This is a genomic window from Myxococcaceae bacterium JPH2, assembly GCA_016458225.1.
Classification (GTDB): domain Bacteria; phylum Myxococcota; class Myxococcia; order Myxococcales; family Myxococcaceae; genus Citreicoccus.
In genome coordinates, this window is sequence record JAEMGR010000006.1 from 117,788 (window position 1) to 143,688 (window position 25,901).

19 protein-coding genes are annotated in these 25,901 nt (G+C 70.4%); 5 read left to right on the forward strand and 14 right to left on the reverse strand.

The genetic code is table 11. The annotated features are described in order from the left end of the window. The first annotated feature begins 98 nt into the window (after nt 1-98). A complete protein-coding gene (locus JGU66_13150; protein MBJ6761715.1) occupies nt 99-1,679 on the forward strand; it encodes a response regulator in 1,581 nt (526 codons plus the stop codon). After that, nucleotides 1,676-3,139, forward strand: coding sequence for a sigma-54-dependent Fis family transcriptional regulator (locus JGU66_13155; GenBank protein MBJ6761716.1), 1,464 nt, complete (start codon nt 1,676-1,678; stop codon nt 3,137-3,139). The genes JGU66_13150 and JGU66_13155 overlap by 4 nt, the downstream gene beginning before the upstream one ends. 10 nt (nt 3,140-3,149) lie before the next feature. On the opposite strand, the gene JGU66_13160 is transcribed toward JGU66_13155, so the two are convergent. Continuing rightward, a complete protein-coding gene (locus JGU66_13160; GenBank protein ID MBJ6761717.1) occupies nt 3,150-4,490 on the reverse strand; it encodes a replication-associated recombination protein A in 1,341 nt (446 codons plus the stop codon). Nucleotides 4,491-4,618: 128 nt separating this feature from the next. On the opposite strand from JGU66_13160, the gene JGU66_13165 reads away from it, so the two are divergent. Both JGU66_13165 and JGU66_13170 read left to right on the forward strand, forming a co-directional pair. Further along, complete coding sequence (locus JGU66_13165; protein ID MBJ6761718.1) at nt 4,619-5,464, forward strand: NAD(+)/NADH kinase; 846 nt, start codon at nt 4,619-4,621, stop codon at nt 5,462-5,464. 10 nt (nt 5,465-5,474) lie between these two features. After that, nucleotides 5,475-6,251: a YdcF family protein gene (locus tag JGU66_13170; protein ID MBJ6761719.1), complete on the forward strand. Its 777-nt coding sequence runs from the start codon at nt 5,475-5,477 to the stop codon at nt 6,249-6,251. On the opposite strand, the gene JGU66_13175 is transcribed toward JGU66_13170, so the two are convergent. From JGU66_13175 to JGU66_13235, 13 genes are all read right to left on the reverse strand, one after another. Next, nucleotides 6,252-7,700: a c-type cytochrome gene (locus JGU66_13175; GenBank protein MBJ6761720.1), complete on the reverse strand. Its 1,449-nt coding sequence runs from the start codon at nt 7,698-7,700 to the stop codon at nt 6,252-6,254. It lies immediately after the preceding gene. After that, nucleotides 7,697-9,460, reverse strand: a complete 1,764-nt coding sequence (locus tag JGU66_13180) for a chromosome condensation regulator RCC1 (protein MBJ6761721.1) — start codon at nt 9,458-9,460, stop codon at nt 7,697-7,699. Before JGU66_13180 ends, JGU66_13175 begins: the two co-directional genes overlap by 4 nt. Before the next feature lie 150 nt (nt 9,461-9,610). Then, the gene (locus JGU66_13185; protein ID MBJ6761722.1) at nt 9,611-12,712 is read right to left on the reverse strand and encodes an efflux RND transporter permease subunit; all 3,102 of its coding nucleotides are present in this window, start codon (nt 12,710-12,712) and stop codon (nt 9,611-9,613) included. 13 nt (nt 12,713-12,725) lie between these two features. Beyond that, nucleotides 12,726-13,943, reverse strand: a complete 1,218-nt coding sequence (locus tag JGU66_13190) for an efflux RND transporter periplasmic adaptor subunit (GenBank protein ID MBJ6761723.1) — start codon at nt 13,941-13,943, stop codon at nt 12,726-12,728. Continuing rightward, nucleotides 13,940-15,133: a TolC family protein gene (locus JGU66_13195; protein MBJ6761724.1), complete on the reverse strand. Its 1,194-nt coding sequence runs from the start codon at nt 15,131-15,133 to the stop codon at nt 13,940-13,942. Before JGU66_13195 ends, JGU66_13190 begins: the two co-directional genes overlap by 4 nt. A 284-nt stretch (nt 15,134-15,417) precedes the next feature. After that, nucleotides 15,418-15,744, reverse strand: a complete 327-nt coding sequence (locus JGU66_13200) for a hypothetical protein (protein MBJ6761725.1) — start codon at nt 15,742-15,744, stop codon at nt 15,418-15,420. Between the two features lie 133 nt (nt 15,745-15,877). Next, nucleotides 15,878-17,491 carry a bifunctional metallophosphatase/5'-nucleotidase gene (locus JGU66_13205; GenBank protein MBJ6761726.1) on the reverse strand — a complete coding sequence of 538 codons (1,614 nt, stop codon included), beginning with the start codon at nt 17,489-17,491 and terminating at the stop codon, nt 15,878-15,880. Nucleotides 17,492-17,679: 188 nt separating this feature from the next. Continuing rightward, nucleotides 17,680-18,426 (reverse strand): ribonuclease Z, encoded by a 747-nt coding sequence (locus JGU66_13210; protein ID MBJ6761727.1) that lies wholly within the window; start codon nt 18,424-18,426, stop codon nt 17,680-17,682. Continuing rightward, a complete protein-coding gene (gene coaD / locus JGU66_13215; protein MBJ6761728.1) occupies nt 18,423-18,920 on the reverse strand; it encodes a pantetheine-phosphate adenylyltransferase in 498 nt (165 codons plus the stop codon). Before coaD ends, JGU66_13210 begins: the two co-directional genes overlap by 4 nt. Next, entirely contained in the window at nt 18,917-20,131 is a 1,215-nt protein-coding gene (locus JGU66_13220; GenBank protein ID MBJ6761729.1) for an MFS transporter, read from the reverse strand. The genes coaD and JGU66_13220 overlap by 4 nt, the downstream gene beginning before the upstream one ends. After that, nucleotides 20,128-20,736: a TetR family transcriptional regulator gene (locus tag JGU66_13225; GenBank protein ID MBJ6761730.1), complete on the reverse strand. Its 609-nt coding sequence runs from the start codon at nt 20,734-20,736 to the stop codon at nt 20,128-20,130. Before JGU66_13225 ends, JGU66_13220 begins: the two co-directional genes overlap by 4 nt. A gap of 79 nt (nt 20,737-20,815) precedes the next feature. Next, the gene (locus tag JGU66_13230; protein MBJ6761731.1) at nt 20,816-21,646 is read right to left on the reverse strand and encodes an alpha/beta hydrolase; all 831 of its coding nucleotides are present in this window, start codon (nt 21,644-21,646) and stop codon (nt 20,816-20,818) included. 91 nt (nt 21,647-21,737) lie between these two features. After that, nucleotides 21,738-22,280 (reverse strand): adenine phosphoribosyltransferase, encoded by a 543-nt coding sequence (locus JGU66_13235; GenBank protein MBJ6761732.1) that lies wholly within the window; start codon nt 22,278-22,280, stop codon nt 21,738-21,740. A gap of 343 nt (nt 22,281-22,623) precedes the next feature. Here JGU66_13235 and JGU66_13240 point away from each other — a divergent pair, with 343 nt between their 5' ends. After that, nucleotides 22,624-25,896, forward strand: coding sequence for a DEAD/DEAH box helicase family protein (locus JGU66_13240; protein MBJ6761733.1), 3,273 nt, complete (start codon nt 22,624-22,626; stop codon nt 25,894-25,896). The last annotated feature ends 5 nt before the right edge of the window (nt 25,897-25,901 follow it).

Sequence of the window (25,901 nt, forward strand, 5' to 3'; positions counted from 1 at the left end):
GCTAATTGTCACACCCCGAAAAACGGGTGTGATTCCAGGGACTTCGCGTGCTTCCAGGGTTGGCAGGGGCATTGCAAAAGTCAGGCGTCGGAAAGTCCATGGGGCCTCAGGTGGCACAGGTGCACGCACAGGAAGCAGTCCCTCGCGGGAGACTGCTGCTCGTGGACGACGAGGAGAACATCCTCAAGTCCATCCGCCGCGTGCTGCGTCGCGGTGACTGGGACATCGAGACGGCGACGGACGCGGAGCAGGGGCTGCGGTTGCTCGAGCGGTTCCACCCGGAGGTCGTCATCTCGGACTTCCGGATGCCGGGGATGAACGGGGTGGAGTTCCTCACCCGCGTGAAGCAGCAGGAGCCGCGCGCCCAGCGCATCATGCTCACCGGGCAGGCGGATCAGCAGGCCATCGAGGAGGCCATCAACCGCTCGGAGATCTTCCGCTTCATCTCCAAGCCGTGGAACGACAGCCACCTGGTGCTCACGGTGAAGAGCGCGTTCGAGCAGTACGCGCTCCAAGCGGAGAACGAGCGGCTGTACCGCGTGACGCAGGAGCAGAACGCGGAGCTCAAGCGCCTCAACGCGGACCTGGAAGAGCGCGTCGCGCAGCGCACGCGCATGCTCAGCCTGGCCAAGCGCGAGTGGGAGCTGTCGTTCGACTGCATGGAGACGCCGCTGGCGGTGGTGCGCACGCGCGACTTCGCCGTGCGCCGCGCCAACGTGGCCTACGCGCAGGTGGCGCACCGCTCCATCGAGGAGATTCCCTCCGATACGCCCTGCCATCGCTATCTCTTCGGCCGTGACGAGCCGTGCGTGGGCTGTCCGCTGCCCGCGGCCATGGAAAGCGGCAAGGGCGCGCGCGGCGAGGTCCAGCAGGCGGGGCGCACCTACGTGGTGGCCGCCTATCCCTTCGCGGGAGATGACCGCGCGGTGTGCACGTACCGCGACGTCACCGAGGAGCAGGCCATCACCCGCCGGCTTATTGAGACCGAGAAGATGGCGGCAGTGGGGCAGCTCGCGGGCGGCGTGGCGCACGAAATCAACAACCCGCTGGGAGGCATCCTCGCCTTCGCGCAGCTCATGTCGCGCGACGCGGGCCGTGTCGACTCGGACCTCGAGTCGCTCAAGCTCATCGAGGAGAGCGCGCTGCGCTGCAAGCGCATCGTGGAAAGCCTGCTGAAGTTCAGCCGCCACAGCCGCGTGGAGGACCGTCGCCTGTTCGACGTGTCCAAGTGCGTGGAGGACGCGGCGGTGCTCTTCCGCGCGCAGCTCAAGTCCACGCCCAAGGTGGAGCTGTCCCTGGGGCTCATGGAGGGGTTGCCCAAGGTGTACGGCGACCCCGGCCAGCTCGCGCAGGTGGTGCTCAACCTGCTGCAGAACGGCTTGCAGGCGCTGCCGACGCCCGAGGGGAAGCTGACGCTGGAGACGGGTCGCGACGGCGACCGGTGCTTCTTCGCGGTGTCGGACACCGGCTCGGGCATCGAGGAGCGCTACCTGCCGCGCATCTTCGAGCCGTCCTTCACCACCAAGCCCCCTGGCGAGGGCACGGGCCTGGGCCTGTCCATCGCCTACCGCATCGTCCAGGACCACGGGGGGAGCTTCCACGTGGATACCCAGCCCGGCTCGGGTTCTCGCTTCACCGTCTTCCTGCCTATTCCCCTGCAGCTCGAGAGGTTGCCGTGACCCAAATCAAGCGCGCCAAAGTCCTCGTGGTGGATGACGACTCCGTCGTCCTCAAGGCCGTCACGCAGATTCTCCAGCGAGAGGGCCACCCGGTCGTGGCCATCGATGACGCGGTGGAGGGGCTGACGGCGGCCAAGGACCCGACCATCGACGTGGTCGTGCTCGACATCAAGATGCCGCACCTGTCCGGCATGGACCTCTTGCGCGCCATCAAGGCGGACCGCCCGGACGTGGAGGTCATCATGATGACCGCCTTCGCCACGGTGGAGACCGCGGTGGAGGCCGTGAAGGCCGGGGCCTACGACTACCTCACCAAGCCCTTCGAGAACATCGACGAGGTGAGCCTCACGGTGGCCAAGGCGGCCGAGCGCAAGGCGCTCAAGGACCGCACCCGCGCGCTGGAGGAGGCCCTCACGGTCCGCAGCCAGTTCGAGGACCTCATCGGCCAGTCGTCGCAGATGCGCGCCGTGTTCAAGCTGGTGGAGACGGTGAGCCACTCCACGGCCACGGTGCTCATCCAAGGTGAGAGCGGCACCGGCAAGGAGCTGGTGGCGCGCGCCATCCACTACCGCAGCGCCCGGCGCGACAAGCCGTTCGTCGCGGTGAACTGTTCGGCCCTCACCGAGACGCTGCTGGAAAGCGAGCTGTTCGGCCACGTGAAGGGCAGCTTCACGGGCGCCACCGGCAACAAGAAGGGCCTCTTCGAGGCGGCCGACGGCGGCACCATCTTCCTGGATGAAATTGGCGACGTGCCTCCCGCCACCCAGGTGCGATTGCTGCGCGTGTTGCAAGAGGGCGAGGTCAAGCGCGTGGGCGCCAACGAGCCCGTGAAGGTGGACGTGCGCGTCATCGCCGCCACGCACGTGGACCTCTCTCGCGCCAAGGAGCAGGGCAAGTTCCGCGAGGACCTGTTCTACCGGCTCAACGTCATCACCATCGACCTGCCGCCCCTGCGCGACCGCCCCGAGGACGTGCCGCTGCTGGCGCACCACTTCCTCAAGCTCTACACGGCCAAGGCGGACAAGAAGGTCACGGGCATCAGCCCGCGCGCCATGGAGGCCCTCACCTGCAACCGGTGGACGGGCAACGTGCGCGAGCTGGAGAACGTCATCGAGCGCGCGGTGGTCCTCACCGCCAACGACTTCATCGACGTGGAGGACCTGCCGCCCGGCTTCCAGGCGGCGCCGCAGGCGGACTCGGCGGTGGAGGTGTTCAGCCTGGCCCACCTGCCGTATGCCCAGGCCAAGCGGCTGGCCATGCGCGCCTTCGAGCGGCGCTACCTCTCCGCGCTCCTGGAGAAGAACAACCACAACGTGTCCAGCGCCGCGCGCGCGGCCGGGGTGGACCGCTCCAACTTCCGCCGCCTGCTCAAGCAGTACGAGGTGGCGGGCCGCTCCATGAAGCCGCGTCCCAAGGGGCCCGAGGGCAGCGACGACACCGCGCTGGAGGCGGCGTCGTAGCGCCTGGGGCTCACCCGTCCTCGCCCGGCTCGCTCTCCGTCACGCGACGGGCAGCGAGCTGGCGCTGGATGTCCTCGTAGCGCTCGGACAGCTCTCGTTCGAAGCCGTTCTGCGAGGGGTTGTAGAAGTGCCGCGAGCGCAGGGCCTCGGGCAGGTAGTTCTCGGGGACGTAGTGGCCCTCGAAGTTGTGCGGGTACTTATAGCCGCCGCCGTAGCCCAGCGACTTCATCAGCTTGGTGGGCGCGTTGCGCAGGTGCATGGGCACGGGCAGCGCGCCCTCCTGCGTGACGGCGGCGCGCGCGGCGGCGTAGGCGGTAATCACCGCGTTCGACTTGGGCGCCAGCGCCAGGTACGTGACGGCCTGGGTGAGGGGCAGGGTGCCCTCGGGCAGGCCCATCAACTGGAAGGCTCGCAGCGCGTCCACCGCCACGCTCAAGGCGCGAGGGTCCGCGTTTCCCACGTCCTCCGACGCGAAGATGACCATGCGGCGGAAGATGAAGACGGGGTCCTCGCCCGCCTCCAGCATGCGCGTCATCCAGTAGAGCGCCGCGTCCACGTCGCTGCCGCGCATGGATTTGATGAAGGCGCTGACGACGTTGTAGTGCTCCTCGCCGCCCTTGTCGTAGAGCAGCATCTTCTGCTGGAGCGACTCCTCGGCGGCCTTGCGGTCCACCTGCGCGCCCCCGTAGGCCGCGGCCACCTCCAGCGCGGTGAGCGCCTTGCGTGCGTCGCCGCCCGCCGCCTCCGCGATGAAGGCCAGCGCCTCGTCATCCACCTGCACCTTGCCCGCGAGCCCCCGTGGGTCTCCCACCGCGCGGCGCAGCAGCGATACCAGCTCGTCCTCTTCGAGCCCTCGCAACGTGACGACGCGCGCGCGGGAGAGGAGCGCGGCGTTCACCTCGAACGAGGGGTTCTCCGTGGTGGCGCCGATGAGCGTCACCGTGCCCTTCTCCACGTGGGGCAACAGCGCGTCCTGCTGGGCCTTGTTGAAGCGGTGGATCTCGTCGATGAACAGGAAGGTGCGCTGCCGGTTCATCTTCCAGCGCTCCTGCGCGCGCGCCACCGTCTCGCGGATGTCCTTCACGCCCGCGAGCACGGCGGACAGCGCCTCGAACGCGGCGCCCGTGCTGCGGGCCACGAGCTGTGCGAGCGTCGTCTTTCCAGTCCCCGGGGGGCCCCAGAGGATGAGGCTGGGCACCCGGTCCTGCTCCAGCGCCCGGCGCAGGAAGCGCCCCTCGCCCGTGAGGTGCTCCTGGCCCAGAAACTCGGCCAGGGTGGTGGGCCGCATGCGCTCGGCGAGCGGGGCCTGGGCGGCCTGCTCCTTGAGGCCCGCGTGTTCGAAGAGGTCCATGTCGAGGGCCCACCCTAGCGTCCCGCCCGGGAAAATCCCCGGTTCGCGCACCGCCAGATGTCCGGGGGCGGGCAGCTCGCATTTCCGGTGAGCGCCCGGCCAGCCGCCTGGATTAGAAAGGGGGCCGCGTGCAGACCCTGGCAATTGTCGCGAAGAGGGATAAACCCGAGGCCGTGGCGCTGGCGGTGCAGATCCGCGAGCGCTACCCCCACCTGACCGTCCTGGCGGACCGGACCCTGGCGCAGACGCTGGGCTGGCCGCGGGTGACGGACCGGGAGCTGGCCACCCGCTCGGACCTGGTGGTGGTGCTCGGCGGAGATGGCACGCTCATCTACGCAGCGCGCATGCTCTCGGGGCGAGGCGTCCCCATCCTGGGCGTCAACCTGGGCAGCCTGGGCTTCATGACCGAGATTCCGGTCGAGGAGCTGTTCTCTACGCTGTCCGAGGTGCTGGAGGGGCGCTTCCAGACGGACTCGCGCATGAAGCTGTCGTGCCGGCTCCTGCGCGAGGGCAAGGTGCTCGTCGAGGACGAGGTGCTCAACGACATCGTCATCAACAAGGGCGCCCTGGCGCGCATCGCGGACCACGAGACGTCCATCGATGGGGTGCCCATCACCACGTACAAGGCGGACGGCGTCATCCTCGCGACGCCCACGGGCTCCACCGCGTACTCGCTGTCGGCGGGGGGGCCCATCGTCCATCCCTCGGTGGACTGCACGGTGCTGTCGCCCATCTGCTCGCACGCGCTCACGCAGCGCTCGATTGTCGTCCCCGCGGACCGCGTCATCCGCATCACGCTGCGCAGCGAGACGGCGGACACCTACCTCACGTTGGATGGGCAGACGGGCCACTCGCTGCAAGGCGGGGACTGCATCGAGGTGGTGCGCTCGTCCAACCGCGTGAACCTGGTGCGCAACCCGCGCGTGGCCTACTTCACCATCCTCCGGCAGAAGCTCCACTGGGGAGAGCGCTGACCGTCGGGCGATGTTCCTCTTCCTGTCGAAGGTGCTGGACCTGCTCCTCGCGCCGCTGACGTGGGCGCTCGTGGGCCTCGTGGCGGGCACGGTGCTCGCGCGCCGCTGGCCCCGGGGCTCGCGGGTGTTGTTGGGCCTAGGGCTCGCGGTGCTGCTGGCCTTCTCGTCCGAGCCCGTGTCCGCATGGCTTACGCGCGCCACCGAGGCGAGCGCGGTGAGCACCTGGCGCGAGGAGGTCGTCTACGACGCGGTCATCGTCCTGGGCGGTGGGTTGGACCCCTCGGCCTCCGAGCGCACGGGGCAGCCCGAGTACAACGCGGCCGTGGAGCGCGTGCTGCGCGGCTTCGAGTTGCTGCGCGCGGGCAGGGCGCGGCAGGTGCTGCTGTCCGGTGGCTCGTTGGATCCGCGCCCGGAGGCGGTGGTGGAGGCGGACGTGCTCGCGAAGCAGCTCCAGGAATGGGGCATCGCGCCCGAGCGCATCATCACCGAGGGCCGGAGCCGCAACACGCGCGAGAACGCCTTGGAGTCCGCGCGCATCATCCGTGAGCGGGGCTGGCGCTCGCTGCTCCTGGTGACGAGCGCCGCGCACATGCCTCGCGCGGCCGGCTGCTTCGCCGCGGTGGGGCTGCACCCGGACACGCTCGTGGTGGACGTGCGCGCCTCGAATACGCCGCTGTCGCGCATGAGCTGGTTGCCGCGCGCGGGCGCGCTCAGCCAGAGCACGGATGTGCTGCGAGAGCTGGCCGGGCGCTGGGTGTACCGCGTGCGCGGGTGGACCGCGCCCTGACTAGAGCGACTCGAGGAAGGTGACCACCGCGGCGCGTGCGTCCTCGGACAGTGCGCGGAAGCGCGCTTGCGCGGGCGCTGCTTCTCCTCCGTGCCAGAGGATGGCCTCGGTGAGCGAGCGCGCGCGGCCGTCGTGCAGGAAGCGCGTGTGGCCACTCACCATGCGGGTTCGGCCCACGCCCCACAGCGGCGGGGTGCGCCACTCGCGGCCCGTGGCTTCGAAGTCTTCGCGTCCGTCCGCGAGCCCCTCGCCCAGGTCGTGCAGCAACAGGTCCGAGTACGGCCAGATGCGCTGGCCAGACAGCTCCGGGTATCCCTCCAGTGTCCCGGTCACGTACGAGGGCCGGTGGCACTTCGCGCAGCCCAATTCATGGAACAGGCCTTTGCCTCGCAGCACCGCCGGCGCATCCACGCCCGAGCGCGTGGGCGTGGCCAGGGTGTGGCTGAAGAAGTCGAGCGCCGCGGCCTGTCGCGCGTTCACCTCGGGCGCGCCTCCCGATGGTTGGGCCTGACACGCAGCCTGCCCCGGCATGCAGTTCTCGGTGGGCAGCAACGGAGACGTCAGCCCGAGGTCACCCAGGAGCGCGCCCGCGTTCTGGTGCTCCAGGTCCGGCTGATTGGCCTTCCACCCGAAGCGCCCCACCACCGTGGCGCCGAGCCGCCGATTCCAGACGCGGTTCGGCCGACCGGAGATGCCATCGCCATTCGCATCGTCGGCGTCTGCCCAGGACAGCAGGTCCGTCTCGGTCACCGCTGCGAGCAGGCCCAGGCCAATCATGGGCTGCGCCACGCGCGCGGAGGTGCGCAGGTCCGGCGACATCGGCCCGTGGGCCAGCCCCTGCAACAGGAACTCTGGATGGGTCAGCGCGTAGGCCGTGCCATCGGTGAACGTGCCGGACACCTCGGTCCAGCGGGCGCGCACCTGGCCCTCCGCGGGCACGCCGGGGATGGCTCGCGGCTGGAGCTGGTCTCCGTACGTGGGCTCGGGAACGGGAGCGCCGTGTGCGTCGCGCCCGGGCACTGACAGGCGCACGAGCAGCGTGTCGGCCACCTCGCCCACCGCGGGTGCGCGGCCTCGGCCATGACCGAGATGGCACGCGACGCACGAGACGGAGTGGAAGAGGGGACCCAGTCCATCACGGTCCGCGCGAGCACCCGGTGCGGCCATCCAGTCCGCTTCGAAGAGGGCCTCGCCCACCAGGAACTCGGTGCGGCGCTCCAGCGTGAGGTTCGCGGCGGGTCGCGTGAAGGCGCTCGCGCTCGAGTCGGCCACGCTGGTGGTGCCTCCGGGTCGCTCCTCGCCTTCCTCCACCACGTCGTGGCGGGCGGGAGGCTCGGGCGTGACGGGCGGTTGGGTGGTGGGCGGCTCCGTGGGCCGCGTGTCCTTCGTCTCACCGCAGCCGCCCAGCGCGAGCAGGGCGAGCAGCCCGAGCCGGGCGGCGCGGCTCACGGCAGCACCACCTGGAGCGGATCCGGGAAGGACCAGTTCTCCAGAAGGTCCGTGCGGCCCAGCGACCCCTTCGAGTTCCAGCCCCAGACGTAGACGGAGTTGTCGCCGCGCATGCTGATGACGTGGGTGGCGCCCAGTCCCAGCGAGGCGATGCGGCCGAGCCCCGGGGCCGACGGAGTGGGGGTGCCCTTGTCCTTCGTGTCGCTGAGGCCGAGCTGACCGTTGCCGTTCTGCCCCCAGCCCATCAGCGTGCCATCCGCCCGGCGCACGAATCCAAACAGCCCGTTGGCCCAGACGGCGCGCGCGTCCGTCATTCCCTTCACCTTCACGGGGACGGCGCTCTGCTTCTCCGCGCTGATGGCACCCGTGCCGAGCTGTCCCGCGGAATCCAGGCCCCACGCGGACACCGTTCCATCCGCGTGAACGGCGAGGACGTGGTCGCGGCCCGTGGCGATGTCCACCACGTTCTCCACGCCGGGGACCTTCTCGGGAGTCGGGTGATTGACGGCGTCCGCGGCGCCGAGCCCCAGCGTTCCGTAGGTGTTGCGGCCCCAGGTCCACACGGTGCCATCCGCCTGGAGCGCCACCGAGTGCTGCGAGCCGGCCGCCAGCTTCACCACGTCCGTGAGCCCGACGACCGCGACCGGGTAGTCGCGCGACGTCACCGTGCCGTCTCCGAGCTGGCCGTTGCTGTTGTCGCCGAACGCGCGCACGGTGCCGTCCTCCATCAGCACCAGGGTGTGCCGGTAGCCGAGCACTCCGGCCACCGCGCCTGCCACCGCCACCCGCGTGGGCTCCGAGCGCGGAGTCACGTCCGGCGTCCGCGTACCGCCCTCGACGGCGGGAGGCGCGCCGAGTCCGAGCTGGCCGTTCGCGTTCTCTCCCCACGTCCACACCGCGCCCGCGTCATCAATGGCCAGCGAGTGGTTCTGGTTGAACGCGATGGCGGCCACGTGCGTGAGCGTCGGCACGGCGTGGGGACCGGACTGATCCGTCGTCACCGACGCGCCCAGGCCGAGCTGCCCCTTGTTGTTGCGACCCCACGTGTACAGCGTGCCCGCGCGCACCACGCCCGTGTGCAGGCCGCCCGCCGAGGTGAGGCTGCCGAAGTGGAACGTCACCGTGGCCGTGCCGGCGTTGCCGCTCGGATCGGTGGCCTGCACCACCAACGTGTTGACGCCGGGATGCGGCGTCACGTCGAAGGCGAGGGCGCCATCCGCGCCGAGTCCCGTCACGGGCTGCGCCGCGGCGCCGTTGAGCGTGAAGGACACCTGCGCCACGGCCTTGTCATCCGTCGCGATGGCCTGCACGCGCACGCGGCGCACCGTGAGGGCCTGGTCCGGCTCGGGCGTCACCAACCGGACGGACGGCGCCGTCGTGTCGGGCGGCTCCTCGCGATGCAGCCGCAGCGAGCGTGAGCTGTGCCCGCCGGCCTGATCCACGGCATCCAGCCGCAGCGTGCTGTCCCCGAGCGGGAGCGCCACCTGCACGCGGAAGCTCGGCGTGTGGCCCTCCGCCTTGTCCCATTCGACGGGCAGCGCTTCACCCTCGTCGAGCCGCGCCTCGATGGACTCCACCGGATTGCCCGCCTGCACGTAGCCCGTCACGGTGACGGTGGGCTGCGTGAGGGTGCCGGACACGGACGACAGCACCGCGATGTACGGCGGCGCGGAGATGCCAGGAGTCGACGAGGAGTCCTCCGAGCCGCATGCCGCGAGCAACAGCAGCAGCAGCGACGGCAGGATACGGCAGCACTTCATGGGGAGCCCGGTGTTGAAGTTGAAAATGATAGTGATTTGCAAAATCGAAAGGCGCGCAGGGAATACCGCGTGGGTGGGGCGTGATGCAAGAGGGGGAGCGCGCCGGCGGTGGGCCCCGCGGCGCGCTCCCGGAATTCCCCGCGCGGGTGGCTACGCGGGGGGTGTCTCGACGCGATCCGGATCCAACGCCGCGTAGAGCGTGGGCAGCACGAGCAACGTCAGCAGCGTGGAGCTGAGGAGCCCGCCGATGACGACGGTGGCCAGGGGCTTCTGCACCTCGGCGCCCGCACCGGACGCGAGCGCCATGGGAATGAAGCCCAGGCTGGCGACGAGCGCGGTGGTGAGGACAGGGCGCAGGCGCAGGTGGGCGGCTTCGCGCGCGGCAGCAAGGGCGGTGCGGCCCTCATGGCGGAGCTGCCGCATGCAGCTGACGAGCACGAGTCCGTTGAGCACCGCCACGCCGAAGAGGGCGATGAAGCCCACGGCGGCGGAGATGGACAGCGGCATGCCGCGCACGAGCAGCGCCAGGACGCCGCCCGTCACGGCGAACGGGATGTTGAGGAAGATGAGCGCCGCGGGCTTGCCCGCTCCGAACGTCCCGTACAGCAGCACGAAGATGAGGAAGAGGGTGAGCGGCACCACGATGGCCAGTCGCTGCGTCGCGGACTGGAGGTTCTCGAACTGGCCGCCCCACTCGAGCCAGTAGCCCGGTGGCAGCGGCACCTCGCGCGCGACCACGGCCTGCGCCTCGGCGGCGAAGCCCTGGAGGTCTCGTCCGCGCACGTTGCCCTCGATGGTGATGCGCCGCTGGATGTTCTCGCGGCTCACCTGCGCGGGGCCTTCCTCTTCCACCACGCGGACCAGCTCGGACAGGGGGATGCCCTGGCCGCTCCCGTTGGACACCTTGAGCGAGCCCAGGGACTCCACCGTCGCGCGCGCTCCAGGAGCGAAGCGCACCTGGAGGGTGAAGCGCTTCTGGCCTTCGAGCACGGTGCCCACCGCGCGCCCACCGATGGCCTCGATGGTGTCGAGCACCTGGCGCGTGTTGATGCCGTAGCGAGCGATGGCCTGTCGGTCCACCTGGATGCGCGCCACGGGCAATCCCGCGACCTGCTCGGCCTTCACATCCGCCGAGCCCGGGACACGAGCGAGCGCCGCGACGATGCGGTCACCCGTCTTCTTCAGCACGTCCAGGTCTTCACCATAGAGCTTCACCGCGAGGTCCGAGCGTACGCCGGAGATGAGTTCGCTGACGCGCAGCTCGATGGGCTGCGAGTAGCTGAACACGCTGCCGGGCACCGCGCCGCGCAGGGCTGTGTCGAAGGCGGCGATGAGCGCCTCGCGGTCCTTGGCGGTGGTCCACGTGTCGTGGGGCTTGAGCATCACGAGGATGTCGGAGATCTCCACGCCCATGGGGTCGGTGGCGATCTCCGCGCGGCCCGTGCGCGACACCACGGTTTCGACTTCGGGGAAGCGCCGCAGCACCTGTTCGATGAGCGTCGTCTGGCGCACGGACTCCTCCAGCGACACGGACGGCATGCGCCACGCCTGGAGCGCGAGCGCACCCTCATCGAGCCTCGGGATGAACTCCGCGCCCAGGAACGGGACGACGGCGAGGCTCGCGGCGAGCACGCCCACCGCGGCGCCCATCACCGCCTTGCGATGCGTGAGGCACCGCTCCAGCGCGGGCGCGTACAGCTTGCGAGCCCAGACGACGATGGGGCTCTCCTGCTCGCGGACGTACGTGGGCAGCACCATCGACGCCAGCGCGGGCACGAGCGTGAGGGACAGCAGGAAGGCCCCGGCCAGCGCGCAGATGACGGTGATGGCCATGGGGCGGAACATCTTCCCCTCGATGCCCGTGAGGCTGAGGATGGGCAGGTAGACGACGGCGATGATGCCCACGCCGAACGAGGCCGGGCGGACCATCTCGACAGCGCTCTGGTACGTCACCTCGTCGCGCTCGGCGCGCGTCAGTGGACGGCCGAGTTGGTGGTTCTTCTCCGCGATGTGGCGCACGGCGTTCTCGATGATGATGAGCGCGCCGTCCACGATGAGCCCGAAGTCGATGGCGCCCAGGCTCATGAGGTTGCCGCTGATGCCGAGCGCTCGCATCCCGATGAAGGCCGTCAACATGCACAGGGGGATGGTGCTCGCGACGATGAGGCCCGCGCGCAGGTTGCGCAGCATCAGGAAGAGCACCACCACCACCAGCACGCCGCCCTCGATGAGGTTCTTGGCCACCGTGTGGATGGTTTTGCGCACCAGGTCCGTGCGGTCATAGAACGTCTCCAGCGTGACGCCCGGCGGGAGCGTGGGGCGGATGGCCTCCACCGTGGCCTTCACGTTGTTGACCACCTCGCGTGAGTTCTGCCCGATGAGCATCATCACGATGCCGGTGACGACCTCGCCTCGGCCGTCGCGGGTGACGGCGCCCTGGCGGACCTGCGGCGCGAACTTCACCTCGGCCACGTTGCGGATGAAGACGGGCGTGCCGTGCGGCGACGTGGCGACGACGATGTTGCCGATGTCCTCCAGCGACTCGACGATGCCCTCCGCGCGGATGAGGACCTGCTCTTGCGCGCGAGAGATGGAGGCGCCGCCCGCGTTGGCGTTGTTCGCCTCCAGCGCGGTGAAGACCTCCTGCAAGGACAGGCCATGTGCGGCCAGCCGCGCGGGGTCCACCTGCACCTCGTACGTCTTCAGCTCGCCGCCAAAGGCGTTCACCTCCACGACGCCGGGGACGCCGCGCAGGCGGGGCGAAATCTGCCACTCGAGGATGGAGCGCAGCTCCATGGGGCTCGTGCCATCGCCCCGCACCTCGAACTGGTAGATCTCTCCGAGCCCGCTGGAGATGGGGCCCATCTCGGGCGTGCCGTAGCCCTCGGGGATGCTCTCCTTCGCGGCGGACAGCCGCTCCTGCACGAGCTGGCGCGCGAAGTAGATGTCCACGTCGTCATGGAAGACGACGGTCACCACCGACAGACCGAACTTGGAGACCGAGCGGATCTCCTCCGTGTCCGGCAGGCCGCTCATGGCGGTCTCCACGGGCACGGTGACGAACTTCTCCACCTCCACGGGCCCCAGGCCCGGCGAGGACGTGAGCACCTGCACCTGGACGTTGGTGACGTCTGGAACTGCGTCGATGGGCAGCTTGCTCAGGGCATGCAGGCCCAGGCCAATGAGGACCGCGGTGAGGACGAAGACGAGGAAGCGATTCCGGATGGAGAACCGGATGAGGGAGGCAAGCATGGGCGTCTCGCTCTCAGTCGGACTCGCCCAGGCTCTCCTTGGAGAGCTCGGACTTGAGGATGAACGCGCCCTGGGTGATGACCTCGGCGCCCGCGTCGAGCCCCGAGAGGACCTCCACCTCCTGGGCCGTGCGGGCCCCCAGCTTCACGGGCACTGGCCTGAACCGGCCCTCGCCGAGTGGCACGAAGACGACGCGCGCGTCGCCCTGCTCCTGCACGGCCTCGCGAGGGATGACGAGCCGGGCGGGGCTTGGGTCCACGCTCGCGGCCTCGGTGGTGAGCACCTCCGCCTGGGCGAACATGCCGGACTTCAGCGCGCCGTCCTCGTTGGAGACGGTGACGCGCACGGGAACGGTCCGCGTCTTCTCGTCCACGATGTCGCCGATGGAGTCCACTCGGCCCTCGAAGCGCCGCTCGCCCAACGCGGCGACGGTGAGCACCACGCGCTGACCGGTGTGCACGCTGGCGAGCTGGGACTCGAACACGTCCAGCAGGCCCCAGAGGTGACTGGGGTCCGCCACGGTGAACAGCGGCGTGGAGGCCTCCACGCTCGCGCCCACCGCGCCGGTCATCTCCACCACCGTGCCGTCGAGCGGGCTGCGCGCGGGGAATCGCGAGCTGTAGTGCTCATCGGCCTTGAGCGCGCGAATCTCCGCGTCATTGAGTCCAAGCGCGTGCAGTCGCCCCTCCGCCGCGTTCATGTCCGCGCGCGCGGTGGAGAACTCGGCCTCGGCCTGCCGTGCCTCGCGCTCGGACGAGATGCCCTTGCGCAAGAGTTCCTGCTCGCGGCGGAAGTTCTCCTCGGCCACGCGGGACTTGGTCGCCGAGGACAAGTAGTCCGCTCGGGCCTGGCCCAGCTCCGGGCTCTCCAGGTAGCCGAGCACCTCGCCCTTCTTCACCTTCTGCCCGAGGTTGACCTCGATGCTCGCGAGTCGCCCAGGCACGCGCGCCGCCACCTGCGCGACGGACTTGGGCAGGAACGCGAGCCGCGCCGTGGCATTCAGTCCGCGACGCAGGGGCCGATGCTCGGCGCGAGCACGCTCCAGCTTCGCGTTCTTCAGGGCCTCGGGGGCCAGGGTGATGACCTCCTCATGCTCGGTGGGCTTCGCCCCTGGCTCGGCGGCCTTGGCCTCGGCGGTCGAGGTGGGCGCGGGGGGCGCTTCTTCGCGGCGCTCGCAGCCAGGGAGGGAGAGCAGCAACGTCGTGAGCCACATCCAGGACAGGCGCTTCATGGAATGCTCCCCAGGGACTGCTTCAGGCGTGCGTCAGCGACGGCCAGCTCCCGTCGCGCTTCGATGGCTCCGCGTCGGGTGTCCAGGGACTCCCGGCGGATGATGAGCAGCTCCAGGAAGTCCACCTTGCCCGCGCGGTAGGCCTCGTTGATCAACTCCAGGTTCTGTTGGACGGCGGCGAGCACCTCATCGCTGTAGGTCGCGGTGGCGGCGCTCGCGGATTCGTAGCGTTGGCGGGCGAGCGTCACCTCGGAGCGCACTTGCTGCTCGACCGCGCGCACGGTGCTGTCCGCCGCGGTGGCGCGCGCGGCGCTGGCTCCGCGTGCCTCCTGGTTGCGTTGGAAGAGGGGCAGGTCGATGGCGAGCGTGCCCTGGATGATGGTGGCGCCCTCTTCTCGGCCGTAGCTCGCGCCGAGGCGTGGACTGGGCAGGGCCTCTCTTCTGGCCAGCGTGACCTCCGCACGGGCAGCGGTGAGCCCGGAGCGCGCGGCACGTACCTCCGCGCGACGGGCAAGGGCGGTGTCCACGAGCGAGGCGAGCGGTGGCACCGGCTCGGGCTTCGTGGGCGTGTTCACCAGGTCCAGCGTCTCGACGGGCTCCAGTCCCAGCAGGAGCCGGAGCTGCGCGAGCGCCACATCGCGTCGCTGCACCGCGAGCGCGTACTCCCGAGCGGCGCGGCCTTGCTCCACGCGCGCGGTGTTGACCTCGATGCTCGACGCCGCCCCCGCGGCTTGCCGCTCCCGCGCGGCGTGGAGGGCCTCTTCCGCAAGAGCCCGGCCTTCCTCCGCCAGCCGAGTCTCCTCCTGGGCCGCGAGCGCCAGCGCGTGCGCCTCACGCGCCTCGGCGGCGAGGTCGACCTGGAGGGCCTCCCAACGCGCCTCACTGGCGGAGAGCCGCGCGCCCGCCGCGTCACGACGGGCGCTGCGCTGGCCGGGCAGTTCAATCCGCTGACTGAGGCCGAGCGACACATCCGTGCTGTCCCCTTCGGGACGCAGCCGGGGGCCCGCGGCCACGGTCAGCTCGGGGTTCTGTTGGAAGAGGAGCCCGGCGCCTTGCACGCGCGCGCGGGCCTCCTCCACCTCCGCGCGGGCGGGAATCAAGCGAGGGCTGTGCTCCAGCGCGAGCGCCACCGCGGCTTCGGTGGTGAGCGCGCGTTGCGCCAGCGCGGGCATCGACAAGAGGCCCACCATGAAGGGGAGCCAGGGTTTGCGTGCGACGGTGAATCGGAAGCGAGACATGGACGTGCCTCCGCGACGCCGCCCCGGACGCACCGGTGACGGCCTTCGCGAGGACTGCGAGAAGGTACCAGGGAGGCTCCACGTCCAATGCCTTGCATGGACGTGGGGCCGCCGCGTTGGGAAGCGTCAGGCTTTCGCGCGCGCAGCGAGTCCATGGCTCGCGCAACGCCAGCGCGACCCAGCCCGGACGAGCGGGTGGCCACGATGGACGCGAGTCATGACGGTGAGGGCGCGCGCTACGCCGCTATGGGCGGGCGCAACAGCCGCTGAGGCATTCCCGTAGCGACCTTCAGCTCGGCGCCTCGGATGGGCTCGCCCGTCTGGATGGGCAGGAGCACCGTCTGGGCGGTCCCCGAGGGAAGCATCGACTGACTGACACAGCAGGAGCAGTGGTGGGCCACGGTTCCGCAGCCATGCTCCCGATTGCCCGCGTCCAAATCCTTCTCACCGGCCTGGAAGTGCGCCAGGTGGCCAGTCGTCGCGAAGTGCACGGCCATCTCGACGGCTTCCCCGAGGGGAGGCACGAGGCCGAGGACCAGCACGATGACGAGGAGGACGCGCAGCACTGCCCATGTCCTTAGCGCACGACCCGCGGGGCCGCAACCGGGCCCTGCCCAATGTCAGACAGGTTGCGTTGCTGCCTCCCTGATTGCCGTGGTCGCGAGGCGCGGGCGCGAGGGTCCGCCAGACTGCTTCCTACTTCATGGGCGGGGCGGGCGTGTGCGCGGCGTCCTGCGCGGGACCGCCAGTGTGCTGGATGCGCCCGTCGGGTTTCGCGCGCGGCGCGGGGCGCCCGGTGCGCAGGGCCGTGGCGAGCACGTCCCAGGGCGTCGCGCCGCTCGGAGTGCCCGGACGCGTGGGGAGGCCCTTGAGCATCGTGTAGCCGTCATTGCCCGCGGTCAGGAAGCTCAGCGTGGCGAGGCGATAGGTGGCCGTGGGGTCGAGCGGCTTTCCCCCCACCTCGACGCGCGTCACGCGCTCGCCCGCGGGCTTGTCCAGGTCGTAGGCGAAGCGCAGGCCCGACACCTGCGGGAATCGCCCCGGTGGCTTGGGCTTGCCGCTGAGGCTCACGCCGTTCTCCAGCACGGCGCGAAGCGTGGCGCCACTCACGTCCACCACGACCAGGTCGTTGCGATAGGGCAGCAGGGAGTAGAGCTCGCGTCGCGTGAGCGGTCCCGCGGGCAGCACGCGGTCCGCGCGGATGGCGCCGCCGTTGCACAGCGCCACGTCCGCGCCCGTGGCCGCGCGAAATGCATCCGCCACGAAGGAGCCCAGGTTCGTCTCGCCCAGGCGGTTCTCCACGCTGCGCGCGTCCAGCGGCACCGGTGAGCGCCCCACGCGTTGCGCCAGCTCCTTCAACAGCGGCGCGTAGCCCTTCATCGCCTGGGTGAAGGCCGGAGCCTCGGGGAGCCGCGCGGTGATGGGCGTGGCCTTCCACGCATGACGCTTCACGGCGCCCGTCGCCGAGTCCACGTCGAGGGTGAGTTCGCCCAGGTCCATGGCGTCCTCATCCAGCTTGTAGATGGGCGTGCCCTCGACGGTCTCTTCCATGCGCTCGTGGCTGTGCCCGCCGATGATGGCGTCCACGCGCACGCAGCGCGCCAGCTCGCGGTCCTCCGTGTCCTCCAGGTGCGTCAGTGCGATCACCACCTGGGCGCCCGCCGCGCGCACGTCCGCCACCGCGCGCTGGGCCGCCTCGCAGAAGGGCTTGAACTGCGTGGTGGGGCCCGCCTTGGAGGCGCCCTGCGTCTCGGGCAGCACCACGCCGAAGATGCCCACGCGCACGCCGCCGACCTCTCGGAGGTCCCAGGGCTTGAGGCCCGCGAACGTCTGTCCCGTGGTCGCGTCCACCACGTTGGCGCCCAGCCACGTGAAGTGCGACTCGTGGATGCGCGCGCGCAGCACGTCGTCGCCGAAGTCGAACTCGTGGTTGCCCACCACCGCGTAGTCGATGCCGAGCGCGTTCCACGCATCCACCATCTGCCGGCCCTTGAGCGCCTCGCCGTGGATCTCCGCGGAGGACTCGACGGACGGCGACAGCGTGTCGCCCGCGAGCAGCGTCAGGACATTCGGCGACTGCTTGAGCGCCTGCGCGCGCAGCGTGGCCACGCGGGCCAGCCCACCGCGCCCATTGGCCAGCGGCTGGAACTGGTACACGTCATTGAGGTGCAGCAGCGTGAGCCGCACGGTGCCCGATGGTGGCGAGGCGGGAGGCGCGCCCTCGGCGGGACGGGCGGTCAGGACGAGGGCCAGCGCGCAGGACAGGAGCAGCGTCCAGGCATTGCGAGTCGGCGCGGTGGTCTTCGTCATGTCCAGGCATCCACTCCAGGGGCGCCGCGACGGCGCCAACGGGGTCGGGACTAGCGCACTCGTTCGTCGAAGGCGAGCACGCCGCGCGGTGCATTGACCGGAGTGATGGCCTTCCTGGCCGGATGGATGGGGGGCGGGCGCGGACTCATCGCAAGGATGACGCGATGCAGCGGCTCCCGCCCTGTGGGTCAGACGGTGTATCGGCGACCCTGCTCGAGGGGTTCGATGTTGCTCGCGGCGAGGTCGAACGTGTCGGGGTAGTGGATGAGTCGCATGCGCGCGCGCAAGTCCGCGGGCAGCGCCGCGAGCTTCTCGTAGGGCGTGTGGACGCCGTAGTTCGTCTCGTGCACCACGAGGTCCGCCTCGGCGAGCCACTGGATGAGCCCTTCGTCGAAGGCGGTGTCGGCGCTGTAGCCCAGGCACCGGCCTCCCGCGTGGATGCGGAACGCCGTGGTGGGGACGTGGTGGTAGGTGAAGCGGCACTCGAGGCGGAAGGGCCCGTGTTGCACCGCGTGCTCCACACTCAGCGGGGTAGGGGAGAAGTAGTCCTCGAAGTGCTTCGCGTTGGGGCTCGCGCCGCGCTCCTCGATGAGGCACTCCATGCCCGCCGCGAGGTGTCCCTCCCAGAGTCGTCGGGTGATGCTCGGGTGCGCGAGCAGCTCCAGCTTCCGCTTCAGGACGAAGAAGGAGAAGTAGCCCAGGCTCTCCAGGCCCGAGGAGTGGTCCGCGTGCAGGTGCGTGAGGGCCACGGCGCTGACGCGATCCGCGTCCAGCGGCATGCCCGTGGAGAGCGAGGCCTCGCGCATCATCTTGCGGATGGGGTGCGGACAGTCCACCAGCAGCACCTGTCCCTCTGCTTCCACCGCGAGGCAGGACGAGTAGTGCAGCGCGGAGAAGGCATCGCCGACGCCCAGGGGAATGAAGGAGAGGCTCATGGTGTGCTCGGAGCGGTCGCGGCCAGTCGCTCGCGCAGCTTCGCGAGGACGGCGGGTGGGCAGTGGGGGGAGACATCCTCGCCGCGCGCGAGCCGGGCCTTGAGCGCGCTGCTGCTGACCTCGGCCAGGTGCGCCTCGGCGGGGAGGAAGAGGGTGGACAGCTCGGGGGCGAGCGCGCGGTTGTGCTGGGCCAGCTCCGTCTCGAACTGCGCATCGGTGGCGCCGCGCACGCCGCGCAACAGCACCGTGGCGCCCATGGCTCGGGCGAGATCCACGATGAGTCCCTCGGTGTGCATCACGCTGACGTTGGGGTGCAGCGTGACGGCCTCGCGCACCAGCGCCACACGCTCCTCGGCAGAGAGCAGCGTGTGCTTGGCCGGATTGACGGCCACCACGACGACGACATGCGCGAAGAGCCGCACCGCCTGACGGATGACGGACAGGTGCCCGGCGGTGACGGGGTCGAAGCTTCCGGCGTACAGGGCGATGGTCATGACGAGACCTCGGTGAGCGCAGCGGGTTCCGAGTCCAAGTCCGCGGGGAAGGCGACGGCCACATAGGCCGCGGCCAAGGCGCACAGCCCGGCGGAGAGCATGAAGTGCAGCGGATAGCCGAGCGCCTGCGCACCGAAGCCACTCAGCGCCGCCGCGCCGCCCGTGGCCACCACCACGAGCGAGGCCTGCACGGTGTAGTCGGTGGCGGCGTGGTCGGGCCGGCACACGTCCATCATCGCGGTGAAGAGCGCGGCGGTGGCCATGCCGCTGGCCAGATGCTCCAGTCCACACGCGGCGGTGAGCAGCGGAAGGGGCGCGCCACGCCACGCCACCGCCGCGTAGAGCCCGACGGCGACGGCCTGGGTCGTGCCGAAGAGGAGCAGCGCGCGCCGACGTCCCAGCCGCGCCACGAGCGCGCCACCGCCCAGTGCCCCGAGCAGTCCCGCGGAGAACCCCACGCCACCGAGCATCCACCCGATGTCCGAGAGCGACAGTCCCGAGTCCACCAGGAACGTGCGGAGCATGCCCGTGGCCAGCGACTCGCCCGCCTTGTAGAGCACGAGCAGCGCCACCCATGCGGCGGCTCCCGGACGCTTCAGCCACCAGCGCAGGCCCGGCGCGGCGCGTGGCGGCGGCTCGGAAGGCGGCTCACGGAACAGCGCGATGGGCACCGTGGCCGCGAGCAACAGCGCACCCATCCCCAGGAACGGCGCGCGCCACCCCGCCGCGTCGAACACGAGGAGCATCGCGCCGCCGCCCACAATCATGCCGAGTCGGTAGCCCGCGACCTGGATGCCATTACCCCAGCCGCGCTCCGCGGGCGTGAGCAGCTCCACCGCGAGCCCGTCCGTGGCCACGTCCTGTGTGGCGGCCAACAGGTTGGTGCCGAGCACCGCCGCGAGAATCCACCGCATGCTCACGCCGCCCTCGGGAAGCCCGAGCGCGAGCATCACACCCACCGTCAGCAGTTGCAGCGGCAGGATGTAGCCCCGCCGCCGCCCCATCCGCGTCGAGCCGTATCGGTCGAAGAGGGGCGAGTAGAGGAACTTGAGCGCCCACGGCAGCGCGAGCAGGTGCGTCAGCCCAATCTCCGGCAGCGACAGCCCCTGCTTGCGCAGCAGCACGGGCAGGGCCTGGGTGAAGAATCCGTACGGCAGTCCTTGGGACAGATAGAGGCTGGAGAGCAGCCCCAACTTCGCGGGCGTCTTCATGCGTCCTCCTTCTCGGTCGCGGCGTCGAGCAGCCCCGCCGCCATTCGCTTCACGGTCCCCGCCGCGGAGCCCGCGGGCACCAGGTCCGGTGCGCTCGCGGCCAGCACGAAGTAGCCCTGCACCGCGGCGAACAACCCCGCCGCCACCGCGCGCGCGCGTCGCTTCCCGGTGATTGCGGCGACCAGGGACTCCAACTGCGCGAGGTCCGCTCGCACCACGTCCTCGTAGACCGCGCGCACCTCGGGCTGGCGGATGGCCTCCGCGCTGATGGTCACCCAGCCCGCCACCGCCGCGGGATCCGCGTCCGCGCCCGTCGCGAGGAAGCCCTCGATGAAGGCCTCCACCCGCGCGCGCTCATCCCCGGGCCGTGCCTTCGCGAGCCGCCGTGCCACGCGTGCGCGAGCCGTCTCCGCGAGCTGTGCCACCAGCGTCAGGAGGATCTCCTGCTTGTCCTTGAAGTGATAGTGCACCAGGCCCGCGCTGAGCCCCGCCGCCTTCGCGATTTCGTTCACCGAGGCCCGCTCGTAGCCGCGCTCCGCCATCACGCGCAGCAGTCCGGTGACGATTTGCTGTCGGCGCTCCTCGGTGTTGGTCGGGCGAGGCATGAGGTCTCGTTTATTGGTTGTGTGACCAACTTATAAACGAGGCCCGCCGGGCCGTCAACGTGGGCTCGGGACGCGGCGGTCAGTGGGGCGGCACGCCGATGCTCAGGGGCGTCTGGCGGGCGGTGATGAGCGCCTGGATGCCCGCGTCCACCAACTCGGGCACTTCGAGCGTGGGGAAGTGGCTGCGCGCGGGCAGCTTCAGGACGTGGAAGCCGGGGTGCTCGGCGCCGAAGGCGACCTGGGCCGTGAGGTAGTCGGCGTCATCGGGCTGCGCGTACAGGTGCAGGGCCTCCACGTCTGGACCCAACGTGGCCAGCATGCGCAGGGGAGAGGTCTCCTGCGCGTAGGCGGCGCCAATCTCCCGCGCGGCGCGGGCCCACATCTCTTCTCCGAACGCGCCCATGACGTCGCGCACGTAGCGGAGGACCTCGGGGCGCTCGACGCCCTCGGTCCACAGGCGGAACAGCCCTTCGCGCGCGGCGGTCCATCGGTCGGTCATCAGCTCGCGTAGCGCGGAGTGGAAGCGCGCGGGAGGGGTCGTGACGAGCCAGTCGAGCAGCACCAGCTTGGGGATGCGCTCCGGCCCCAGTCGTCTGCGCAGCTCCAGGGCCCACCAGCCCGCATGCGACAGCGCCACGGGCACCACCTGCTGGGCGCCGCTCGCGTCGAGCAGCACGCGCAGGTCCTCGAGGACGGTGCCGTTGTCGAAGTCGGGGACCACCTGCTCGGAGTCACCGTGCCCGCGCAGGTCCATGCAGAGCAGGCGGCGGTGCGCGGAGGCGAGCGGGACGAGGGGCTGGAAGACCGCCCGGGTGGTGCACCAGGCAGGGAGGAGGAGCAGGGCGGGCTCGCCGTGTCCTACGTCATCGAAGCGCAGGCGTGCACCGCCGCTGGAGAGCACCTCGGGCATGACCGTTCCCCTCGCGCAAGGTCGTCCCGATTCATCTGGGGACGCGCCGTCCGGCAGGCATGCGCGAGCGGACGGCGCGGCGCGCGGACGGCTAGAAGGACAGCAGCGTCTTCACCTTCTCCATGCCCAGGCGGCGCGGCCCCTCCAGGAAGTCGAGCGTGATGAGGAAGCTGAAGCCCACCAGCTCTCCGCCCAGCCGCGAGACGAGTCTCGCGGTCGCCTCGGCGGTGCCTCCGGTGGCCAGCACGTCATCCACCACGAGGATGCGCTCGCCCTGGAGGATGGCGTCCTCGTGCATCTCCACGCCGTCCGCGCCGTACTCCAGCGAGTAGCGCTCGACGATGGAGCGGTGGGGCAGCTTGCCGGGCTTGCGCGCGGGCACGAAGCCCGCGTCGAGCGCGAGCGCCATCGGGGCGCCCAGCAGGAAGCCGCGCGCCTCCACGCCCACCACCTTGGTGATGCGCTGGCCTCGGAAGGGCGCGCACATCGCATGGATGACCCGGCCGAACAGGCGAGGGTCCGCCAGCATGGGCGTGATGTCCTTGAAGGTGATGCCCGGCTTGGGGAAGTCCGGCACGTCGCGAAGGATGGCCTTCAAGTCGGAGACGAGCGTCAGGTCGGCGGTGGCGTTCATGGATGAAGCTCCGGAGTCGCGAAATGAAGCGGGCGCCTGTCCGCCCGCCCGCCCCAGGAGACGTTCGCCACGCGGCGCGGATTCGCACTGAGAGTGCGTCCTTGGCCGAGAGGCCCGGCGAGCGCCGGTCCGCGGGCCAGCAGGAGGGCCCGGGGCGGGAGCGCGCGGTGGCGAACGAAGCGGGGACGGGACCGGGACATGGCGTGCGTTGATGGTCTCACAGCTTCGAGTCGGCGGACCGCATCTGCTGGCCGACGCATCGTTTTTTCCAGCGCGCGGGGCCGCCATCGCTGTGGTAAGCGAGGCGGTTCCCCCGGCCAAGGAGTCTGGGGCCTTGCCAGCCGTGCAAACCACCGCCGACATCCGAGACGCTCTCTCCCCGCAGGACGGGATCTGGCTTCGCGCCCTCAAGGCCGAGTGCCTGCCCATCACCTTCAAGAAAGGCCGTGAGGTGGCGGAGTCTCGCCGCGTCTTCGGCCTGCAGCGCGAGGGCGATCGCATTCGCGCCCAAGTCGCCGGCACCACCGGCGAGCGCTACGAAGTCATCTTGAACGTGGGGGACGGTAAAGCCACGTCCACCTGCACTTGCCCTGTGTGGAACACCTCCGGGCCTCACTGCGAGCACGTCGTCGCCGTGGCGTTGATCTACGCCGCGCGATTCCGTCCGCCCCCACCGCCGGCCCCGCGCGCTCCCGCGCCCCCGCCGCCCCCCGAGCCGGAGCCGTCCCCCGAGCCCGAGGAGGTGATGGAGGCCGAGGGCGAAGACCCCGCCGCCCTGCCACCCGGGATGGATCCGGTGACGCTGCCAGCGCTCGCGAAAGTCGAGAGCTGGCTGGGGCTGTCGTCCCTGCCGGACTACGAGTTCCTGTACCGCCTCGCGCCCGCCAACTCGGGGACGGGAGTGTCCAACGGCCGGCACTGGGTGCTGGACGTGCGCCGTCAGGACGCCCAGGCCAAGGGCCCGGTCCATGTGAAGCGCTTGCTGCAGGCCGGCTCGCGCATCGCGCCCGCGGACGAGCGCATCTTCATGGCGCTGTCGCGGCACGAGCACCGCTACGACTCGCGCATCGTCTTGTCCGACGAGGACCTGGTCGAGGTGCTGGACCTCCTGAAGGAGCGGCGGGTCATCTACCGCGGCACGGCGCTCCTCTTCATGGACACGCCGGTGCGGCCTCAAATCCATCTGGAGTCCCGTCCGGATGGCGCCACCGCGCGCATCGAGCTGCTCTTCCCGGACGCGACGAGCCTTCCCCTGAAGGACGTCATCCTGCTGGCGGGTCGCCGCACGTGGGTGGTCCAGGGGCAGAACCTGCACCCGGTGGAGCCGGACTTCCCGCCGCGCCTGCTGCGCAAGTGGCTCTTGGAGCCCACCATGGCGTTCCCGGCCGCGCAGCTGGACCGGGTGCTGACGTTCTTCGCCGCGCACCTGCCGCGCTTCCGGATGTCGCTGAAGGCGGACGACATCGACGTGGACGAAGGGGTGGAGCCTCACTTCGTGCTGACGCTGGAGGGCGCCGCCGAGCGCGCCCGCGTGCAGCTCGCCGCGCGCTATGGCCAGACGACGGTGGCGGTGTCTCCCACGGCCACGCATCTGGGCTACGCCAGCGGCGTGGGCGCCGAGAGCCGCAAGCTCTACCGTCGCCGGGAGGACCTGGAGCGCGCCGCCGGCAAGCTGCTCTTGGACATGGGGCTGCGCTACGACGTGCCGGGTCACGCCTTCGAGGCGACCGGTGACATCGCGCTGGAGTTCTGGGCGCGAGGTCTGGCCGGGCTCCCCGAGGACTGGGAGCGCTTCGGCGTGCAGGCGCCCAAGGTGCGTCTGCGCCCCAAGCTCAAGCCGCGCATCCGCGTGGGCATGAGCGGCGTGCAGTGGTTCGACCTGGATGCCGAGTTCGTCACGGACGACCAGGCGGTGGACCTGGGCGCGGTGCGCATGTGGCTCGACTCGGGCCGGCGCTTCGTGCCCCTGAAGGACGGCTCCTTCGCGGAGGCGGACGTCGCGGAAATCAAGCGCGTGGCCGACATCCTGGAGGAGGCGGGCGCCATGCCGGGCCGCACCCGCACGCGGCTGCCGCTGCATCAGGCCGTCGCGTTGGACCTGCTGGCCGACCTGGGCGAGTTCACCGAGGTCGAGGTCAAGGCCCGTCAGGCCATGCTCGCGCTGCGCGAGTCGGCGGGCGTGCCCAAGGTCGGGGTGCCCGAGGGACTCAACGCCACGCTGCGCCACTATCAGGAGTCTGGCCTGTCCTGGCTCTGGTTCCTGCGTCGCCACGGCCTGTCCGGCATCCTCGCGGACGACATGGGTCTGGGTAAGACGGTCCAGTCGCTCAGCCTCATGCAGAAGGTGTCCAACGAGGAGGGCAAGAAGCCGTCGCTCGTGGTCGCGCCCACCAGCGTGCTCGCCAACTGGGAGCGCGAGGCGGAGCGCTTCACACCAGGCCTCAAGTGCATGGTGTGGCACGGGCAGGACCGCAAGGAGCGCGCCGAGGACCTCAAGGGCATGGACCTGGTCCTCACCTCCTACGCCCTGGTGCGCCGCGACCTGGAGCAGCTCTCCCAGGTGGGCTTCCGCTACGTCGTCCTGGACGAGGCCCAGAACATCAAGAACGCGGACAGCGCCACCGCGCAGGCCTGCAAGGCGCTGCCCAGCGAGACGCGTCTGGCCCTCACGGGTACGCCGCTGGAGAACCGGCTGTCGGAGCTGTGGAGCATCTTCGACTTCCTCATGCCGGGCTTCCTCGGCAGCGCGGAGGGCTTCAGCGACCGGTACGAGCAGCCCATCCAGGTGGCCAACGATCCGGGCGTGAAGGACCGGCTGCGCCGCCGCATCCAGCCCTTCATCCTGCGCCGTCTGAAGACGGAGGTGGCCAAGGACCTGCCGCCCAAGACGGAGAGCGTCGCGTGGTGCGAGATGGAGCCGGGCCAGGCCGCGCTCTACCGCGAGGTGCTGGAGGAGAGCCGCCGCAAGGTGAACGAGTCCATCGAGAAGGTGGGCTTCAAGCGCAGCCGCGTCTCCATCCTCGCCGCGCTGATGCGGCTGCGGCAGGTGTGCTGTGATCCGCGCCTGCTGAAGCTGCCCCCCGGCACGCTGATGCCGTCGAGCGCGAAGCTGGAGCGCTTCCTCCAACTGGTGGAGGACCTGGTGGCCGAGGGCCATCGCGCGCTCGTCTTCAGCCAGTTCACGGAGATGCTGGAGCTGTTGAAGGGCGAGGCGGACAAGCGCGGCCTGCGCTACCTCTACCTGGACGGTCGCACCAAGGACCGCATGGGCAAGGTGGACGAGTACAACCGGCCGGACGGACCGCCCCTGTTCTTCATCAGCCTCAAGGCGGGCGGCACCGGCCTCAACCTCACGGCCGCCGACTACGTCATCCACTTCGACCCGTGGTGGAACCCCGCCGTCGAGGACCAGGCCACGGACCGTACCCACCGCATCGGTCAGACGCGCGCCGTCATCAGCTACAAGCTGATTACCCGCGGCACCGTGGAGGAGAAGATCCTCAGCCTCCAGCGTCGCAAGCGCGACCTGGCGGCGGGGGTACTCGGCGGGGACGGAGACGAAGCCGGCCGCAGCCTCACCGAGCAGGACATCCAGGAACTGTTCACCGAAGTGTAAGCAAG

Bases quoted from the DNA above. Each gene is read 5' to 3' on its own strand.
- JGU66_13150 (MBJ6761715.1), top strand. From the start codon at position 99: ATGGGGCCTCAGGTGGCACAGGTGCACGCACAGGAAGCAGTCCCTCGC.
- JGU66_13160 (MBJ6761717.1), bottom strand. From the start codon at position 4,490: ATGGACCTCTTCGAACACGCGGGCCTCAAGGAGCAGGCCGCCCAGGCC.
- JGU66_13170 (MBJ6761719.1), top strand. From the start codon at position 5,475: ATGTTCCTCTTCCTGTCGAAGGTGCTGGACCTGCTCCTCGCGCCGCTG.
- JGU66_13180 (MBJ6761721.1), bottom strand. From the start codon at position 9,460: ATGAAGTGCTGCCGTATCCTGCCGTCGCTGCTGCTGCTGTTGCTCGCG.
- JGU66_13185 (MBJ6761722.1), bottom strand. From the start codon at position 12,712: ATGCTTGCCTCCCTCATCCGGTTCTCCATCCGGAATCGCTTCCTCGTC.
- JGU66_13190 (MBJ6761723.1), bottom strand. From the start codon at position 13,943: ATGAAGCGCCTGTCCTGGATGTGGCTCACGACGTTGCTGCTCTCCCTC.
- JGU66_13195 (MBJ6761724.1), bottom strand. From the start codon at position 15,133: ATGGTGGGCCTCTTGTCGATGCCCGCGCTGGCGCAACGCGCGCTCACC.
- JGU66_13205 (MBJ6761726.1), bottom strand. From the start codon at position 17,491: ATGACGAAGACCACCGCGCCGACTCGCAATGCCTGGACGCTGCTCCTG.
- JGU66_13210 (MBJ6761727.1), bottom strand. From the start codon at position 18,426: ATGAGCCTCTCCTTCATTCCCCTGGGCGTCGGCGATGCCTTCTCCGCG.
- coaD (MBJ6761728.1), bottom strand. From the start codon at position 18,920: ATGACCATCGCCCTGTACGCCGGAAGCTTCGACCCCGTCACCGCCGGG.
- JGU66_13220 (MBJ6761729.1), bottom strand. From the start codon at position 20,131: ATGAAGACGCCCGCGAAGTTGGGGCTGCTCTCCAGCCTCTATCTGTCC.
- JGU66_13225 (MBJ6761730.1), bottom strand. From the start codon at position 20,736: ATGCCTCGCCCGACCAACACCGAGGAGCGCCGACAGCAAATCGTCACC.
- JGU66_13230 (MBJ6761731.1), bottom strand. From the start codon at position 21,646: ATGCCCGAGGTGCTCTCCAGCGGCGGTGCACGCCTGCGCTTCGATGAC.
- JGU66_13235 (MBJ6761732.1), bottom strand. From the start codon at position 22,280: ATGAACGCCACCGCCGACCTGACGCTCGTCTCCGACTTGAAGGCCATC.